Origin of the sequence: Buttiauxella brennerae ATCC 51605 (genome assembly GCF_001654925.1) — a bacterium.
Classification (GTDB): Bacteria; Pseudomonadota; Gammaproteobacteria; order Enterobacterales; family Enterobacteriaceae; genus Buttiauxella; species Buttiauxella brennerae.
Genome location: NZ_LXER01000024.1, coordinates 64,413 through 83,511, shown reverse-complemented (window position 1 = coordinate 83,511; position 19,099 = coordinate 64,413). Strand labels below are relative to the sequence as shown.

8 protein-coding genes are annotated in these 19,099 nt (G+C 48.1%); 3 read left to right on the top strand and 5 right to left on the bottom strand.

The annotated features are described in order from the left end of the window. Nucleotides 1–34 precede the first annotated feature (34 nt). A complete protein-coding gene (locus M975_RS22995) occupies nucleotides 35–8,791 on the top strand; it encodes an Ig-like domain-containing protein (protein ID WP_209438135.1) in 8,757 nt (2,918 codons plus the stop codon). A gap of 71 nt (nucleotides 8,792–8,862) precedes the next feature. After that, nucleotides 8,863–9,213, top strand: a complete 351-nt coding sequence (locus tag M975_RS15015; RefSeq protein ID WP_064513526.1) for a hypothetical protein — start codon at nucleotides 8,863–8,865, stop codon at nucleotides 9,211–9,213. A gap of 233 nt (nucleotides 9,214–9,446) precedes the next feature. Here the strand turns inward: M975_RS15015 and lapD are convergent, their stop codons facing one another. Genes lapD through M975_RS14990 form a run of 5 tightly spaced genes read right to left on the bottom strand, consistent with a single transcriptional unit; the run spans nucleotide 9,447 to nucleotide 16,089 of the window. Next, complete coding sequence (lapD, locus tag M975_RS15010) at nucleotides 9,447–11,387, bottom strand: cyclic di-GMP receptor LapD (RefSeq protein WP_064560741.1); 1,941 nt, start codon at nucleotides 11,385–11,387, stop codon at nucleotides 9,447–9,449. Between the two features lie 9 nt (nucleotides 11,388–11,396). Next, the gene (gene lapG, locus M975_RS15005) at nucleotides 11,397–12,095 is read right to left on the bottom strand and encodes a cysteine protease LapG (RefSeq protein WP_425339019.1); all 699 of its coding nucleotides are present in this window, start codon (nucleotides 12,093–12,095) and stop codon (nucleotides 11,397–11,399) included. A gap of 29 nt (nucleotides 12,096–12,124) precedes the next feature. After that, the gene (locus tag M975_RS15000) at nucleotides 12,125–12,985 is read right to left on the bottom strand and encodes a transporter substrate-binding domain-containing protein (protein ID WP_064560745.1); all 861 of its coding nucleotides are present in this window, start codon (nucleotides 12,983–12,985) and stop codon (nucleotides 12,125–12,127) included. A gap of 1 nt (nucleotide 12,986) precedes the next feature. Then, entirely contained in the window at nucleotides 12,987–13,904 is a 918-nt protein-coding gene (locus M975_RS14995) for an amino acid ABC transporter substrate-binding protein (RefSeq protein ID WP_064560740.1), read from the bottom strand. Continuing rightward, nucleotides 13,894–16,089 carry a putative bifunctional diguanylate cyclase/phosphodiesterase gene (locus tag M975_RS14990; protein WP_064560739.1) on the bottom strand — a complete coding sequence of 732 codons (2,196 nt, stop codon included), beginning with the start codon at nucleotides 16,087–16,089 and terminating at the stop codon, nucleotides 13,894–13,896. The genes M975_RS14995 and M975_RS14990 overlap by 11 nt, the downstream gene beginning before the upstream one ends. A gap of 756 nt (nucleotides 16,090–16,845) precedes the next feature. Between M975_RS14990 and M975_RS14985 the strand changes: the two genes are divergently transcribed. Continuing rightward, nucleotides 16,846–19,038, top strand: coding sequence for a sensor domain-containing phosphodiesterase (locus tag M975_RS14985; protein WP_064560738.1), 2,193 nt, complete (start codon nucleotides 16,846–16,848; stop codon nucleotides 19,036–19,038). Nucleotides 19,039–19,099 lie beyond the last annotated feature (61 nt).

The window sequence follows — 19,099 nt, the reverse complement described above, 5'->3', positions numbered from 1 at the left end:
GGATGCCAACGGCCAGCTGCGCTATGAAGTGCCGGTGCCGACGGCAGTGCTGAATGAAGGCAACAATGATGTACAGGTGATGGTCACCGGCGTGGATGCGTCCGGTAACACCGCGATTGCGGTTGAGCACCAAAATGTGGTGCTGGATACGCAGGCGCATAACGTTGTCGCTATCGACACAGTGGCAGGTGATAACACCGTCAACGCCAGCGAATCCCGTATGCCAACGTTCATCAGCGGTAATGTGACCGGTGATGCTCAGGCGGGTGACCACGTGGTGGTCAGCGTTAACGGTCATGATTACAACGGCGTGGTGATGGATAATAACGGCCATCTCACCTACGAAGTTCCGCTACCGGACGGTGTGCTGCATGAAGGCAGCAATGACGTGCAGGTGATGGTGACCGGCACGGACAACGCTGGAAATACTGCGATCTCCACAGCTCATCAGATTGTAATGGTGGACACCCAAGCGCAGAACTCTATCACTATTGATACCGTTGCCACCGACAATGTGGTGAATGCCAGCGAATCCCGTATGCCAACGCTCATCAGCGGAGAGGTATCCGGTGATGCGCAGGTGGGTGACCATGTGGTGGTCAGCGTTAACGGGCATGATTTCAACGGCCAGGTTGTGGTCGATGCCAACGGCCAGTTGCGCTATGAAGTGCCGGTGCCGACGGCAGCACTGAATGAAGGCAACAATGACGTACAGGTGATGGTCACCGGTGTGGATGCCTCCGGTAACACCGCGATTGCGGTCGAGCACAAAACCGTGGTGCTGGACACCCAGGCGCATAACGTCGTCACTATCGACACCGTGGCGGGTGACAACACCGTTAACGCCAGCGAATCCCGTATGCCAACGATGATTTCTGGTGTTGTGAGCGGTGATGCGCAGGCGGGCGATCATGTGGTGGTCAGCGTTAATGGCCATGAATATCACGGTGACGTGGTGGCGGATGCCAACGGCCAGCTGCGCTATGAAGTGCCGGTGCCGACGGCAGTGCTGAATGAAGGCAGTAATAATGTACAGGTGATGGTCACCGGCGTGGATGCGTCCGGTAACACCGCGATTGCGGTTGAACACAAAACGGTAGTGCTGGATACGCAGGCGCATAACGCCGTCACTATCGATACCGTGGCGGGTGATAACATTGTCAACGCACATGAAGGTCGCATGCCGACCTTTATCAGCGGTAATGTGAGCGGTGATGCGCAGGCGGGTGACCACGTGGTGGTCAGCGTTAACGGTCATGATTACAACGGCGTGGTGATGGATAATAACGGCCATCTCACCTACGCAGTTCCGCTACCGGACGGTGTGCTGCATGAAGGTAGCAATGACGTGCAGGTGATGGTCACCGGCGTAGATGCGTCTGGTAACACTGCAATCGCAGTGGATCATAAAACCGTCACCGTTGACACCCAGGCAAATAACACCGTCACCATTAATGACGCCACCAGTGACAACATTCTCAACCACACTGAGTTAGGTCACCGTAATCAAACCATCACTGGCGTTGTCGGTGGTGATGCGAAGATTGGCGATGAAGTCACACTCGAGATTAACGGGCACGATTATCGGGGCCGCGTTGTCGATATGGGCGACGGTAAACATACTCTGGGCTATAAAATCCCGGTTCCTTCGACAGAATTCGGTGATAACAACACCATTCTGAATAAAGATGTTTCTGTTAAGGCCACCCTTGTATCTCATGACGCTGCGGGCAATGAAGCTATTGCTGTCAGTGAGCACACCATTCACGTTGATAACCATGCCTACAACGGAGTGACGATTAACACCGTGGCGGGCGACAACGTCGTTAACGCTGGTGAGTCAAAACATGAAACGCTGGTAACAGGAAGAATCACCGGTAAAGACGCGCACATCGGCGATGCGGTGGACGTGACCATTGGCACGACAACCGTCCACGGGACTATTTTTTCTGACCCGCAAGGTCACCTGTATTACGAAGCGAAAATCCCGACCGGTGTACTGAAAGAAGGCAACAATGACGTGACGGTGAAAGTGACCAGTCACGATGCGGCCCATAATGAGGCGGTGGCGACCGAGCACACGACAATCACGCTTGATACTCATGCCGATGCAACAATAGCCATTGATAGTGTCACTAAAGATAACATCCTGAACCACGATGAGCTGAATGCGGCAAAACAGTTCGTTAATGGTGAAGTCGGGGGGGACGCGCGCATTGGCGACAAAGTCTCAATCGAAATTGGTGTGCAGCATTTCGGTGGGCAGGTCATTGATCTGGGTAACGGAAAACTTGGCTACCATATTGCTGTTCCACCATCGGCGTTCAGTGATAATCAAGGCTCGATCCACAAAGATGTCACTTTCACCGCCACCGTGACTTCTCACGATGCAGCCGGTAATGAAGTCAATCAGACGGCGAACGGTCTTGTCCATATTGATAACTTTGCCGAAGCGGGTATCACCATGGATCTGGTGTCCGGTGATAACACCATCAACCAGATGGAATACAAACATCAGCAAACCACTAAAGTGACCGGCACTGTTACCGGTGTTGATGTCCATCAGGGCGATAAAGTTATCGTCACGGTGAATGGTCATCAGTACGAAACGACTGTAGAACCGCAACCACAGTTGAATGGTGCTCTGGGTTATAGCTTAGAGGTTAAAAACAACGATCTGGGTGCCGACGGGACGAAGAGTAACCTGACTGCTCATGTGGTTGGGCATGATAGCGTCGGTAACGAACAGCTCGCCGAAGTGACAACTGTTATAACCGTTGACCGCCATGCTGAAGCGACCATCACAATTGATAAAGTGACGGGCGACAACTGGATCAATGGCAAGGAATCCCAGGGAGAATTTACCAAGGTTACCGGGACCGTAGGCGGTGATGCAAAACAAGGCGATCTGGTTACGCTGCATGTAAACGGCCTTGAATTAACTGGCCGGGTCGATGCTAACCACCATTACAGCATTGATGTCAGCACCTATGACTTGATGAAAGATCCAAATTTAAAGGCAACCATTACCGTTACGGATCAGGCCAATAACGTGGCAAAAGCCGAAGCCGACCAGCATGTCAATGTGGATACTCAGGTTGAGGCAACCATCTCTGTCGATTCAGTCACGCCGGATAACACACTTAACGGTGAAGAACTTAACCATCATTACACCCTCGTAAGCGGTAAAGTCACGGGTGAGATGAATGTAGGTGATCCACTGACGCTGAAGGTTAACGGTCATGAATACCATGGCACAGTTGAAACTCAGGCTGATGGCAGCATGGGTTACAACATTCTGGTAGAAACGACGGATATTCATCAGGATCCGAATATCCATGCCAGCATTGATGTAACTGACACCGCGCTTAACCACACAGTTGCAACCGCTGACCATCATGTACATATTGACGACCATGCAGCAGCTTCACTGACAATCAATATTGTGTCAGGTGACGATATTCTGAATGGGCTGGATCAAACCTCACCTACCACGACGATCAATGGCCGTGTTGGGGGAGAAGTTGAAGCGGGCGATACTGTTGATATTACTGTCGATGGGAAGGTTTACCACGCCACTGTAGGGCCGCAGTCATTCCTCGGTGGTGGCTTGGGTTATAGCCAAGAAGTGCCAACGCAAGGGTTGCTCAATAACCCACATATTACCGCAACTGTCTCTATCGAAGATGGCGCGCATAACACTGTGACAGCAGGTACGACACATGACGTATCAAGCGATGATCATGCAACTGCCACCATCACAATTGATCGCGTTACTGACGACAACACAATTAATAATGCTGAAGCTCACAATCCTCATACAACCATTACCGGCCATGTGACCGGGGATGTGCATGCTGGTGACCAAGTTGATCTCACGGTAAACGGTCAGCATTACTACGGTAGCGTGAGCGATAAAGGGCGCTACAGCATTGATGTCAGCACCAACGATTTGCTTTCTGGCGACAATAAACCCGTCATTCATGCATCGGTAACGGGTTCAGATGCGGCAGGTAATACTGTACTGGCTGAGGGCAATCGTATTGTAAATATTGATACGCGTGCGGAAGCTGGTATCGATATTCATCATTTGGGACTGGATGCTGGAAATGATTTCTGGGTTATAGATGGACATGTCACCGGTGATGCAAAAGAAGGTGACGTGGTGACCATTCATGCCGGAACTAAAACCTTTACGACGAATGTCATAGTCCTTGCGGATGGCAAGTTAGGTTTTAGCAGCCATGATGAGATTAATGGTCACGATTTAGATATTAACGCAAAAGTCACTGTAGAAATCACCTCCACTGACCCGCATGGTAATACCTATACAGCCAGAGCGGATAGCGTCGGACAAGGTGCTCCATGGCCTATTAATACGGGTGACCATACTGGCGGTACCACCACCCCACCACAGGTCAACCCGCCTCACGTCGACATCACTATCAGCCCGATTGCGGGTAATGACGTCATCAATAAAGTCGAGTTAGAAGCGGGCCATACGGTCATTCGCGGTACGGTTCACGGTGATGTTCATCCTGGTGATGAAGTAACGCTGCATATTGGTAAAGATACCTATACCGGTCACGTTGTTGAACTACCGAATCTACCTGGTGAATTTGGCTATGAAATCCCTGTTGATACCACAAGCCTGCTCAACAGTCCGGATATCACGGCACTGGTAACGGGGCATAACGGCGGCGGTAGCCAGGAGTTTACGGTATCTAAAGATCTGACGATTGATACCGATGTTAAGGCCACGATTCAACTTGATAATATTGCCGGCGACAACGTTATCAATATTGCTGAATCGAAAACTGGCACCACTACGGTTACTGGAACAGTGACCGGCGACGGTATTAAAGACGGTAGCAATGTGACAATCATGGTTAACGGTCACGCGGTTACTACGCAGGTACATACAGACTCGAATGGTGACTTGAGATTCAGTAAAGAGGTGAGTATTGACGATCTGCGTCAGTCTCACGATATTACCGTTAGCGTCACCGGTCATGATGACCAGGGGAACTCAATTACGGTTAGCGATGGTAAAACCGTTGCGGTTGATACTGAGATTAAAGCGACGGTCAGTATTGATAAAGTTACCGACGATAACATCCTGAACTTTGATGAGAGCAAGCAGGGAAAAACCGCAATCACAGGTCATGTTACCGGTGATGTAAACCCTGGTGAGCATGTCACTTTGCATGTCAATGGTGTGGAATATAAAGATGTCGAGATTGATAAAAACCTGAATTATACGGTTGATGTTAATACCAGCGACTTGCGGAAAGGCGACACGATTACTGCGGAAGTTACCGGGCATGATGATGCGGGAAACAGCATCGTAGGTACTGCGACTCATCACTATTCAATCGACACCAACGCTGAAGCTTCTATCACCATACACACTGTTTCTGGTGACAATATCCTCTCCGCTAAGGATCTCAGTGCAACGCAAACGGAGATAAGCGGCACCGTAGGTAAAGATGCTGCTCCTGGAGATCAGGTGACGGTTATCCTTAACGGTGTTCCGACCAGCACGACTGTCATTCCTCTACCCGGTATGAATGGTCAGTTGGGCTATTCCTTGAAGGTGCAAACGGCCGATTTAAAAGCCGAATTAGAAGCTGAATCAAAGGCAAACCCAGGTACCGATCCGGCGATTACCGTGACAGTCACCGGGACTGATGATGCGGGTAATGCTTTTAGTCAAAGCGAGAACAAAACTGTCACTATCGACGATCATGCTGATGTGACTTTGACGTTCGATAATGTCACAGCAGATAACGTTATTAACCTGGCCGAAAGCCATAATCCAACCACAGAGATTAGCGGCAGGGTCACAGGTGATGTCAAAGAAAATGACATCGTAACGGTGACAGTTAACGGCAACGACTTGCCTGCAACGCTCCATAAAGATAGTAGTGGTGGATTCACTTTCAAAGTGAACGTCAGTACGTCTGAGCTCCAGCTCCATCATGAAATCACCTATAAAGTGACGGGTACTGATGATGTGGGCAATACCGTGACACGGGTTGAAACCAACACCATCACCGTGGATAAGGATGCGTCAAACACCATTCACCTCGATGCCGTCGCGGGTGACGATAAAGTCAACATCGTGGAATCTCACAGCACCAACACTATTCTGCATGGTGTTGTGACAGGTGATGTCATCGACGGCAAGATTACTGTTGAATTGAACGGTGCTAAGGTCAGTGTTGATGTTGATCTTAAGGACGTTGTAATTTCTGAAAACGCCAACGGTGAGAAGACCTTCGAAATTCCGGTTGCGACAAATCTTCTTCATGAAGGTGCTAACAATGTCGTCATTACCGTAACCGGCCACGATCTGGCAGGTAACCCTGCAACGTCGACCGATACTCACAACATTACCCTCGATACTACGATTGGTGCCCATATCACCCTCAATTCTGTGGCAACGGACGATGTCATCAATGCCGCAGAGTCTGACCATGTTTCTGTCACCGGCACGGTTACTCCTGATGGGGATGCAAAACTGGGTGATGAAGTCTCGGTAATGGTTAATGGCAAGACACCATTCGTCGGAAAAGTGGTAGATCTGGATGGCCAGGGTCATCTGGGGTATGACATTCATGTGGATAAAGGGTTACTGCATGAAGGGAAAAACACCTTTGATGTGAGTATCAAAGTGACGGACGATGCGGGTAACGAAATCACTGTTCACGATGGACACGAAGTGCAGATGGACACCCAGTTGGCTGCCACCATTACCCTTGATCCTGTGGCAACGAACAATGTGGTCAATGCAGCCGCGATAGACCATGTTTCGGTAACCGGCATGGTTGGTACGGATGCAGACGCACATGTCGGCGATAAAGTGACGGTGACGGTTAACGGCACTGAATTCAAAGGTGATGTTGTTGATGTGGATGGTAAGGGCCATCTGGGCTACGACATTCATGTGGATAAAGCGTTACTGCATGAAAATGACAACACCATAAAAGTGAGTGTCGATGCAAAGGATGCAGCCGGTAACACTATCACCGTCGATGAGGAACATATTGTACATGTGGACACTCAGCTCGATGCCACCATCACCCTTGATCCTGTTGCAGCGAACAATGTGGTCAATGCAGCCGCGATAGACCATGTTTCTGTCACCGGCACGGTTGGTACGGATGCAGACGCACATGTAGGCGATAAAGTGACGGTGACGGTTAACGGCACGGAATTCAAAGGTGATGTTATTGATGTGGATGGTAAGGGCCATCTGGGCTACGACATTCATGTGGATAAAGCGTTATTGCATGAAAATGACAACACCATAAAAGTGAGTGTCGATGCGAAGGATGCTGCCGGTAACACTGTCACCGTTCATGAAGAACACATTGTACATGTGGATACTCAGCTCGATGCCACCATCACCCTTGAGCCTGTTGCAGCGAACAATGTTGTCAATGCAGCCGCGATAGACCATGTTTCGGTAACCGGCATGGTTGGTACGGATGCAGACGCACATGTCGGCGATAAAGTGACGGTGACGGTTAACGGCACTGATTTCAAAGGTGATGTTGTTGATGTGGATGGTAAAGGCCAGCTGGGCTACAACATTCATGTGGATAAAGCGTTATTGCATGAAAATGACAACACCATAAAAGTGAGTGTCGATGCGAAGGATGCAGCTGGTAACACTGTCACCGTTCATGAAGAACACCATGTGCTGGTGGATACCCAGGTTCGTGCCGCCATCCATCTCGACAATGTGGCGGGTAACAATGTTATCAATGCCAAAGAAGTTGACCATGTTTCTGTCACCGGCACGGTTGACAGAGATTCGGATGCACAGCTGGGCGATCATGTGACGGTGACGATTAACCACCAGTCGTTTACAGGTGTGGTTAGTGTTATTAACGGCCACCTGGGTTACGACATTCCTGTTGATAAAGGATACCTGCAAGACGGGAAAAACACCTTCGATGTGAGTATTAATGCGACGGATAAAGCGGGTAACGCCATCACCGTTCATGACTCACATGATGTGCTGGTGGATACCCATGCAGATGCCAAAATCACTATCGATAAAGTGACAGGTGATAACCACATCGACTCGCAGGAAGCGCGTCACCATGTGACACATATTACCGGTCAGATCGACAGCGCCGATGTGCATAACAACGAACATATCAATGTCACCGTCAATGACAAACATTATGACGTGGTACTGCACGAAGATAACGGCCATTTGACCTATGATCTTCCGGTTAATACGCATGAGCTTAATGTCGGTAAAAACCATGTGGATGTGTCAGTTACCGCTAATGACGATCATGGCAACACCAACGTTATCCATCAAAATGCTGATTTCACGATGGATGATCCGGCTCATCGCGGTAAGCATGACGTCGACACCGGGGGCAAAGAGCACCATGGGGCACATGGCCACGATAATGGCTTAAGCAACCTGTTTGGCGATAGCCATGACACGCTGTCGTTCGATCTTCGTCCAGATAGCAAAGGCCATCATGGTGATGCGGATCCAAAAGTCTTTACCGGAAAAGATGATAGTCAGCATGAGAAAATTGACCTGACCTCTCTGGCGAAAGAGCTGCACGAGAACCCGGACATTACTCACTACATCAAAGGTGGTGATGAGCACGGGCACGGGAAAGGTCTGGCATCTGCTGCGACACACACGCCAGGTGTTTCGCATCCTGGCGATGCTACAGCGATGCATGACTCAGGTGGTTCTTCGCACTATTCAGTGGATCACTTAATCGCGAAACCAGAACATTACTCACACTAATTGAGCGTCACCGCCCTTAACCGGGCGGTGATTCCCATGCACTCCTGGCAATAAAAGAAAAGGTATCGAAAATGTATTACGTTCAACGTAATGAAGAAGGCCAGCTAACGCGGGTTGAGAACGAGCCGTTTAGCGGTATGACCGGTGAAGTCTTCTCGCAGACACCTGAAATCATCGCCTGGAACAGTGCCCGGGACGTGGTTGACGAGAGTCTGCAACATAAAGAATTGCTGCAACGAAGCGACCTGGAAATGGTCCGTGTTCTGGACGATTTGATTTTCTTGCTGATTCAAAAGGGCGTGATAACGATTACTGACTTGCCGCCAATGGCGCAAGTTAAGCTGATGAATCGTGCGCAGGCGCGCCAGGGATTGGGTGGTCTGGAAGATCTATTAAATAGTGATGATCAGGGCATCTTCTGATCCCCTGATTTTTGTTTTTTAAATTAACGATATACCCTAAATAGTTCGAGTTGCATCAAGGCGGCAAGAGAGCAACAAATTTGTCTGGAACAAATTTGAACGCTGCTTGCAGCGTCCCCAAAGGGGTAAGGCCCATGGATGGGCCGCATAATCCCCAGGAGCTTACTGAAGTAAGTGACTGGGGTTTGTGATTGCAGCCAACGCAGAGGCAGCTTGAAATATGATGGGTATAATTAGAATGGTGCGGGTTCGCCCAACAACTGCCCCATCGCCCCATAAATCCCCACCTCTTGCAGCACTCGCAGTTCACCTTCGGTTTCTACGCGCTCGGCAATCAATGGCAAATCAATGTTGTGGGTTGCGCTGTGCAACACATCAATAAACAAGCGTTTATCGTTTTCAATATCAATATGGCGGATATAGCTGGAGTCGATTTTCAGATAAGCCAGGCCCCATTGTGACAGGTGGCCAATCATATCGAAGCGACTACCGAAGTGTTGCAGACCCAGGCCACAGCCAAACTGGTTGAGCGATTTGATAAACACTTCCATCTGCTCTGGTTCCGGCAACTGGTTTTCATCCAGCTCCACAATTAAACGGTTGGCAAGCTGTGGGCTTTGCTTCAGTGGGCTGAGAAGCTGTTTGATGCTCGTATCATTCGCCAGTGAATTCCCGGACAAGCTGAGCGCCAGATAGCCTGGGTAGCTTTTCAACTGTTTCAGCGTCAGGCTCAACATCACCTGGTCAAGACGTTGGCTCCATCCAAAGCGGTGAATCCATGGCAGGAAGCGGCCGGCGGTAATGCTGTTGCCGTTTTCATCCACGATGCGCGACAACACTTTGTAATGAATAACATTCTGCGTATTTTTACAATCGACAACCGGCTGGAAGAATAACTGGAACTGCTCTTTACTCAACGCGTTTTCAAGGCGAGTAAACCACAGGTGTTGGTCTTCCAGGGCGGCTTCAGTTTGTACCACTGGCAGGAAATTAGTCTGATGCGTGGTATGCGTTTCTGATTCCGTCAGCGCGCGGTCAGCCTGAACAATCAGCGACTGCGCTGAATCGCCGTAGCTAAACGGCACCATTCCGGTATGTGCGACAGGGTTCATGTCAGACATACCGGTGGCATAGAATGCGGCAAGCTGCTGATTGAGCGAGTTCTGCAAATTCAGCATTTCATTATGTGTCACGCCAGGGCAGAGCAGGGCGAATTCACCACCACGGATACGCGCAAGAATACTGTCTGAGCCGGCGTATTGGTTTCTCACCACATTCATCATATCGGCAACATGTTTGAGCAAGTTGTCAGTATGCGGGCCGCCAAAACGTTGGTTCAAGCCGCCCAGATCCTGAATACGCAGTAACAGTAAATATCCTGGTGCGGTTTCTTCGTCGCTTAAACGTGTTTGCATCTGCATATCGAAAGCACGGCGGTTAGCAATACCTGTCTGGCTGTCGATATAGGCTTCATTGTGCAGGCGTTCACTGTGTTCAGCCTGGTCTTCAAACAATGATTTAAGTTTGGTGACCATCAGGTTCATGGCTTCAACCACACGGCGCAGTTCCGGCGTCTTCGGTAAGTCGAGTTGCGTCAGGTATTCGCGGCGTGTAATGGCTTGTGATTGCTTCACCATGTAATTGAGCGGGCGTAACTGGCGGCGTAACAGTGCGGCACCGGCGAGAATACACACCACGCTACACGCAAACATCCACAGCAGGTTTGCCAGAGTGCTTTGCCACAAACGCGTAATCGCAAACACCGGGTTGCTGACCACTTCCACACGTGCGGCCTGTTGCCAGCCACGCATAATGGTGGCTTCTGCGGCTTGCGGGGAGACATTCACCAGCGCGACAAACCAGCGTGGCACATCAGGAATCGTCGTTGACGCAGTGCGTTCGAGAATGATCTTACCGTTGTTCTGGTCAATCACGCGGATTGCATCGTAGTAACCACTATCGAAAATCGAGCTGACCATAAGCTCAATCATCGCCGGATCGTCAACGTGTGGCGTCAGCGACAGGCCCAGGGCCGTTGCGGCATCCTGTGCGTGCGAAAGTAACTGGTTATTGTATTGCTCTCGTGAACTTTCGAGATTAACAATAAAACTGCCGCTGAAGATAATCAGCATAAAAAGAAAGATAGCTATAAGAAGCTGTTTGAAAAGAGACACAGGCTTATCCTATTCATCAATCGGGAAACCCTCTTCCCGCATTTTTTTCAACACATCTTGCCAGCGAGAAAGGTGCTTACTATCCCCGACACGTTTATTATTCTGACTGCCTGGTAACCAAAGCCCGTTATCATTAAAGGAATAAACCGGTAATAAATCGGAGCGTTGTGTTGCGGGCTGAATATTATCCGTCAGACTATCGAGTACGACGGGAATAGCATCGGGTGTTTCATACCAGGTTAATACCATATGGGCTCGATTGAGCCGTATGGCTTTAACGTAGGTAATCCGGAGTTTTTCTCCTGAAACACCTAAATGACGTAATGTGAAATATTTAGCGATTGCGTAATCTTCACAATCCGCTTCCCCTTTTCGCAATGACTCCATTGGTGTTGCCCAGTAATCAATCGAATTCCAGATATCCGTATCTTCGCGATAATGCAGCTTTTGGTTAAAAAAGTGATTTACTACATTTAATTGTTCACGTTCGTTTTTTGTACGCTGCTCGATCAGCAACTGCTGCCAGTCTGCAATGCGTTGTACTGCTTCGGGACTTGCGGGGCCATACAGTTGATCCGTTCGCTGCACAATGGTGGCAAAATCCCATGCTGCGTGTAACGAACTGACCGCCAATAATAACAACAGCACACCAGCAAATATGAGCGGCGTATATAATCTGATGCGTAAAAAGTGCCTGACTGGTTTCAATTACACGTCCGCATAGAGGCGTTTAATGTTTAGTTTTTATGGGTGTTTTTAGCGACCACTTTCTGTGTCAGCCACTTATTGCTCAACTGATCATTAAGTGGTGACTCAAAGATACGGGTTAGCGTTTTATTGACAAAAGCAACAAACACCGGGTCCTGCTTGCGCATCATAATGGCATATTTCATCTTTTCACCCACAACATCCTTCGAAACCGTGAAGTCTTCTGGGTGCTCGCTTTGGTTGATGTAAGGATAAGCCAGAATATCGTCGATAATGAACGCGGCGGTACGGCGCTGAGCCATCATATTGAACGCATCTTCCACAGTATCAGAAGTCACAATGGAGATGCTCAGATGTTTCTCACGGTTCACTCTATTAAATTCTAACAAATCTTTAGAACCCCGTGGAATGCTCACGGTACGCCCTCGTAAATCTTCAAGAGTCTTAATATTATTATTGCGCAGTGAAATGATGCGCATGTTGGCCGTGAAATAGTCTTTTGAAAAAGAGACGCTGCCTTTTCGTTCCGGTGCGTCAGTGTTGACGCTACAGTCCAGGTCTATTTTTCCGCTGTTTAACGAAGCAACACGCTCGGTAAAAATAGTCGGGATATAGTGAATGGACAGGTTCTTTAAACTCAGCATATGGCGCAACTCATCAGCAACCATATTGCATAATGTAATGGTATAGCCGCTGACTTTTCCGTCTTCGCCCTGGAAGGAAAACGGTGCCAGTTGGCGATAACCCATGTTTAGCGTGCCGCTTGATTTGATATGTTCAAGCGTTGCCGACGCGGGTTCTGCTGAAATAAAGTGGGATACCAAAATTAAGGGTAGCAAGGTCAATATTCTGAGCACGCGTAGGTGCTTGTGGATAAATGACTTTTTCATTTTAGTACGCATAAGTAGTAGATGTTGAATTGATGAGCGCTTTGAGCTCCGCCGACATCGGAATATTGAGATTAATTGCTTTCGGAGGGATCGGCATCTCGAACCAACGCTGATACAGCGTCAGGAAGTCTTTGCTCGAGAAGAATGTCAGCATTGTCACATCAAGGAAGTTTTTGAACTCCGGGTCTTCAAGCGAAATTAATAGCCCGGCAGGGACCGGTGGGCTTAACGCTTCATCCGATATTTCAAACTCTTCAGGTTGTGGCGATAAGGCGACCATGCCTTTCAGAATAACGGAGCTTGAAACTAAAGCAGGTAGTTCACCACTGCGAACTTCTTCAAAAGCAGCCCGGTTATTGTTATCCAGTTCTATATTTAAATTCAGGTCGTTTGCTTTGTTAATATTATGGAGCTGATCAACATAGATTGTCCCGCTCTTAACTAACACGCTGTGCCCGGCTAAATCTTCGATGGTATCGGTATGATTATTTCTGCGCGTGATGAAGCGCGTTCTCGAGAAGAAGTAGGGAAGGGAGAATTCAGCTTTCTGGTGCCGTGCTTCGGAATAAAAAGCGGGAATGCACATGATATCGGTGACATGGTTTTTAATAAAAACAAACTGTGATGCCGTGCTGCTTCTTACCCAGCGTACTTTGAGATCTTTTATCTTCAATTTAACTTTAATCGCATCAACGACTTTATTGCAAATGTCGATGGAATATCCGACGGGTTGCGGCCCGTCGGTATATGAAAATGGAAACGCATCGTCCTGGTAGCCCAGGGTAATGGTCTTTGTTTCAGCTATCTTTTCAAGGGTCTTCTTACTGTGTAACCCGTGTGCATGGCACAGCGGGTTGCTCAGTAAGAAAAGCGAGATGGTTATCAATGCTGCCCTTAAAAACATAGGTTTACTCGGCATTACACACTACCCCATCAATGACTTTATTGCCAAAGGTCGGCTCAAGATCTTTCTCTGGTAATGGGCGGCTGTAATAAAAACCTTGCACATTCTGGCAGGAGATACGCCGTAAAATCGTGCGCTGTTGTTTGGTTTCAACACCTTCTGCTGTGACACTCATGCCATATTTCTGAGCAAACTGAATCAGCATCACCACCAGGTATTGGCTGGCGCTCTCTTGTTCCAGTTTCATAATCAGCGTGCGGGCAATCTTAATGCGTGTGAACGGATAAATAAGCAGGTAATCCAATGCCGCATACCCTGTGCCAAGGTCATCCATGGCAATGGAGATCCCCATTTTGCGAATGCTTTGGAATACCGGTAGTGCAATAGACTGATCCAGTTTTTCAGATTCAGTGACTTCAATTTCCAGGCGGTTAGCCGCCAGCCCACTTTGTTTGAGCGCATCAATAATGATATCGATAAGCCCAGGGCTGTGTAATTGGTAGGCTGAGATATTCACCGCAACTTTTATGTAATCCGGCCATTTGGCTGCCGCCATACAGGACTGGCGAATAATCCATTCGCCAAGGCGGATAATCAGGCCAGACTCTTCAGCAATATTGATAAAGTAATCAGGGTATATCAGGCCTTTCGTTGGATGGTTCCAGCGAATCAGCGACTCATAGCCACAAACCGTTTCATCATCCAAATCGATAATCGGCTGGTAGTGCAGCACGAACTCATCGTTATCAATACCGTTGATGATTTCCTGGTTCACAAACACACTGTTGGTGTGCTTCATCATCATGCCATCTTCAAAGAAGTGGTAGCAGCCACGGCCGCTGTGTTTCGAGGCATACAATGCGAGGTCGGCATTTATCATAAGCGTAGTTGCGCTATTGCCCTGCGAAGGTGCCGTGACAATACCCACGCTACAACTGATGGCGAATGAATTTGTCCCGTAGGTAAACGGAATGCTCAGCGCACGGACAATTTTTTGCGACATTGCTGCCGCTTCCTGGCAATTATCTGACTTCACGCTTTGCAGGATCGCGAACTCATCTCCGCCTAAACGTGCGGCAAAATCCATTGGCCCTAACAGTAAAGACAAGCGCTGTGCCACGCCGATAAGCACTTCATCCCCAGCCGAGTGGCCGAAGGTATCATTCACAGGCTTAAAGTTATCGAGGTCAATGAGCAACAGGTTGAACAGCTGGCCATTCTGATTCATTTCCCGGATGCATTTATCCAGCGCCTGGCTGAAGGATGCACGGTTCGGGAAACCGGTCAGTGAATCGTGGTGGGCCATGTATTCCATCTTTTGCGACATGTCCTGCATGCGTTGCAGGTAATCGCGTTCCACCATGGCGACACGGAGTTTTTCAATCGCGGATGCCAGCTTGCCGATTTCATCGTCCTGATCTAAGTACGGTGTGATGAGGTCGGTTTGTTCGTGTGCGATACGGGTCAAAGAGTTGATCAGCAGTGGGACCGGGCGGAACAGGCGGCGCATAAAGAGCGTCACCAGCGCGAGAGTGGCCAGTAAAACCAACGCCAGAATCACGAGGGTTTTCTTCAACATGGCATCATAAGCCGCATACAGCTGGCTTTTGTCACCAATACTACTGATTAAGCTGCCAAGAATTTCGCCGGATGGCGAAAGGATAGGAACCGCACTAACAAAACATTCTTTGCCATTAATCGATGCAAAGCCGATGTAATAGTTAACCAGAACGTCTGTGGCTCGCTGCCCTTTGAAATTGATCTTTGCTTCGGGCGCTTCTGAATTATTGCTAATCCCCTGGAAGCCTTTCTCTGGCGTATAAAGGAAAAGCCATGTTGGATTACGGGTTTGCACTGACGCCAGTGCCAGAACGTCAACAGGGTTGTAGCCAGTCTGGATGACGGAGTCCGGGTCACCCAGTTTGTGTTCGGAGACAATGCGCGTAATTTGCCCGGTTGAACTGGTTCCTACGGCGACATTGGTATAAACGTTACGGACGATATAAGTCATTATCTGCGCATTCGCTTCAGCCTGGTGTACCCATTGCTGGTACGAAAAGCTGTCTATCAGGCCCCAACCCGCACATGCACCTGCACCAAACGCGATAAGAATACCCGCCAGCAAAAACTGGGTGATTTTCCCTGCGATAGAATGGTGCCAACCTTTTACGCGTTTAAGCGAGAAAAAATTTTTAGCCACAGATTGTTTGTTTCCTAAAGAATTCGAATGACTCATGAATTAAAGAGTTGATATTAATTCATTACTATATATTGTCTGGCTGTTGCTTTTATGTGAGTTTTTTATGAAGTGTGTCAGACGTTGCGTCAACAATAATGAACTATTATGTAACATCATTGATGAGAATATATATAAAGGTAAATTGACGCGCCGGGACTATAGATAACACTTGTAGTCAAGTCAATCATAATAAATGTAGATTAAACGATAACGATGATTCGGATTGATTCTCTTTAAGGTTCACACTAAATAAAGACCTTGAAAGTAATAAGGCAACGCCCTCGAATCAACATTATAAAGCATGTTTTTATTAGTACTTTATTATATTAAATTCATTAATTTCAGCTATTTAGGTGTGTTTGTTGTTGTTTTGATGGATATTAAATAACGCCATTAAATGTCCATTTTTACCTATAAATGGCTGTTCTTTTCTGGTCGAAAAATGAATACAATTAAAAATGTTTTGAAAGTGGTCACGAAATTTCGCTTCATTTTTCCACCAAAAATATTAAAAGAATTGTGAGTGCTTGTTAATTACTTGTTTGTGTCCCTGCCGGCTTAAAAAAGTGTCTCTATTCCTTTGTTATCGGCTCAAATGTTAATTAATTGCAGCGTTTGTTTTATTTTATTCGATTTGCTGCAATGTTTTCCCATTTAACAACACGTTCACCACACCACATAAATAGCATCCTGAAGCATACAACACGGGTTAAATACTTGGACTCTATAGCGAGCAATAGCACTGCGTATACCAATAAACGGTGGGGTTTTCCATTAATACTCCCCTGCCTGCTTTATTTACTGGCGCAATTGCTAAGCAGTCATCGTGTGTTTGATGGCCACATACTGGTTATCTACGATCTCAAACTCGCTTCGCTGACCGCATTGCTGGTGTTATTTGGTTACCGGGTCCTGCCCGGTTTTACGCTTCTCGCCGCTTACATTCTGGTATTCCATCCGGAATCTGAAGCGATTGAACTGTTTGGTTATCTGGCTGCAGCCCTTTTCAGCTATTACCTCTACTACCGCAGCACCGGCTGGCGCAGTGCGGCAAGTTTTGGCCGTATACAGCTCACCACCAAAAGAATTATGTGGCTGTGCGCGTGTAATACATTGATAAACAGTGTGTTTAGCGAAGCACTTTGCATCCTGACGAACAGTCACTCCGGTTGGGGGAGTGTCGCCGGGCATGTCTTCAATGCTGAGTCACTGGTCCGAGTGCAGGGTGTAATGAACGGTTGTGTCACCGGCATACCTTTGTTTTATACGGTATTAAGGGTGCTTTGCCGCCCGAAGTATTGGCTCACTTGCGTCAGGGCGATGAAATCGCAGTTTTCAGCAAATGCTCGTTTGTCCCATTTTGCTGTCTGGGCGGGGTTGCTGGTTGGCCTGATGGTCTGCCTGAACATTCCTTATCAGAACAATATCTTGTTCACTTTTTATAGCCTGATTTTGATTTTCCCGCTCATGCTCTGGAGCGCTGTTCGTATTGGGTATGTTTTTACGGCCCCGGTCTGGACAGTCATGATGATTGTCCTGGCGAAGAACAACGCCAACTATATCACTCTGAATGATGATTTCATTCTTCATCAAGTTTTTGTTTCCACAGCCATTTTCATCTTTACGCTCACCATCGTTTTTATGGGCGTTCTGGCCCGATTCAATACGTTACGTTTTGAGCAGTTGCTGCATATTGGTCTGACTGACCCGATGACAAATATGCCTAACCTGCGGGCATTAAAGGCGGATGTAAACGCCTCACCCAATTCTACAATTTGCCTGATTCAGGTCCCGGATCTTGACTTGTTCTCGCGCCGTTACGGTCTGCACTTCCGTGCCCGCTACCAGAAAAAGCTCGCAGAACAGCTGCGTACAAAACTGAATGCCAATGAAAAAATTTACTACCATGCGGGATATGGCCTGTTGCTTAAGCTTGAGCAACCGACCTGGGGACGACTCAGTATCCTGTACCGGTCAGCAAATACCTTCCGTTATTCTCACGATAATCAGCTGCTTGGCTTTAGAAGCGGACTGGGATATAGCCGGGCAACCCAGTTCTCTAACGATGTTTATAGCCTGACAGGCAAACTAGGGATCGTGTCCGGTCTGTCGCTTGTTAACGGTAAACCTGAAAACCTCGAAGCACAGTCCAGCCGCGTAATGGAAAACTACATCGTTGGGCGTACTGAAATTCGCACGGTGTTGCAGAAAACCCTGGATAACGATGCATTCATTTTAATGGCGCAGCCGATTGTCAGCACCCGTGGCGAAGAGCGTTATCACGAAATACTGCTGCGCATGCAGGATGGTGAAGGGCGATTTATTCCCCCGGACAGTTTCCTGCCTGTGGCGACTGAAGCAGGTCTGGCACCTGATATCGATCTGTGGGTGATTAAAAACACTTTAAAAACAATGCAGTTACATCCTGAGCACTGTTTTTCGATAAACCTCGCGCCGGTCACGGTGTGCCGTGCAAGTTTTGTGAATAGCGTTCAGTTGTTGCTTACGCAGTTCGGGGTCGACCCACATCGCATCATCTTTGAAATTACCGAAGCTGATGCGCTTTCGGATACCGAACAATCTCAGAATACCGTTCGTTCGCTGAAAAGCCTGGGTTGCCGGGTGGCTATTGATGACTTCGGTACAGGTTTCTCGAGCCACGCGCGCTTAAGAGATGTTAATGCAGATATTTTGAAAATCGACGGCTCTTTTATCCGTGAAATTGCGGAGAACGAGCTTAGCCACTACATCGTTGAGTCGTTCTGCCATGTGGCAAGAATGAAGAATATGCAGGTCGTCGCTGAATATGTTGAAAACGAAAAGATTCAACGGACCCTTGAAAGAATGAACGTGGACTGGTTGCAGGGATACCACATCGGTAAGCCTGTGCCTTTACTGACGTTGGTATGAAATGTCGGTGAAAAATCACGTCCTTTAGAATGATTTTTCTGGCCCTCACGCTCGCGTGTCC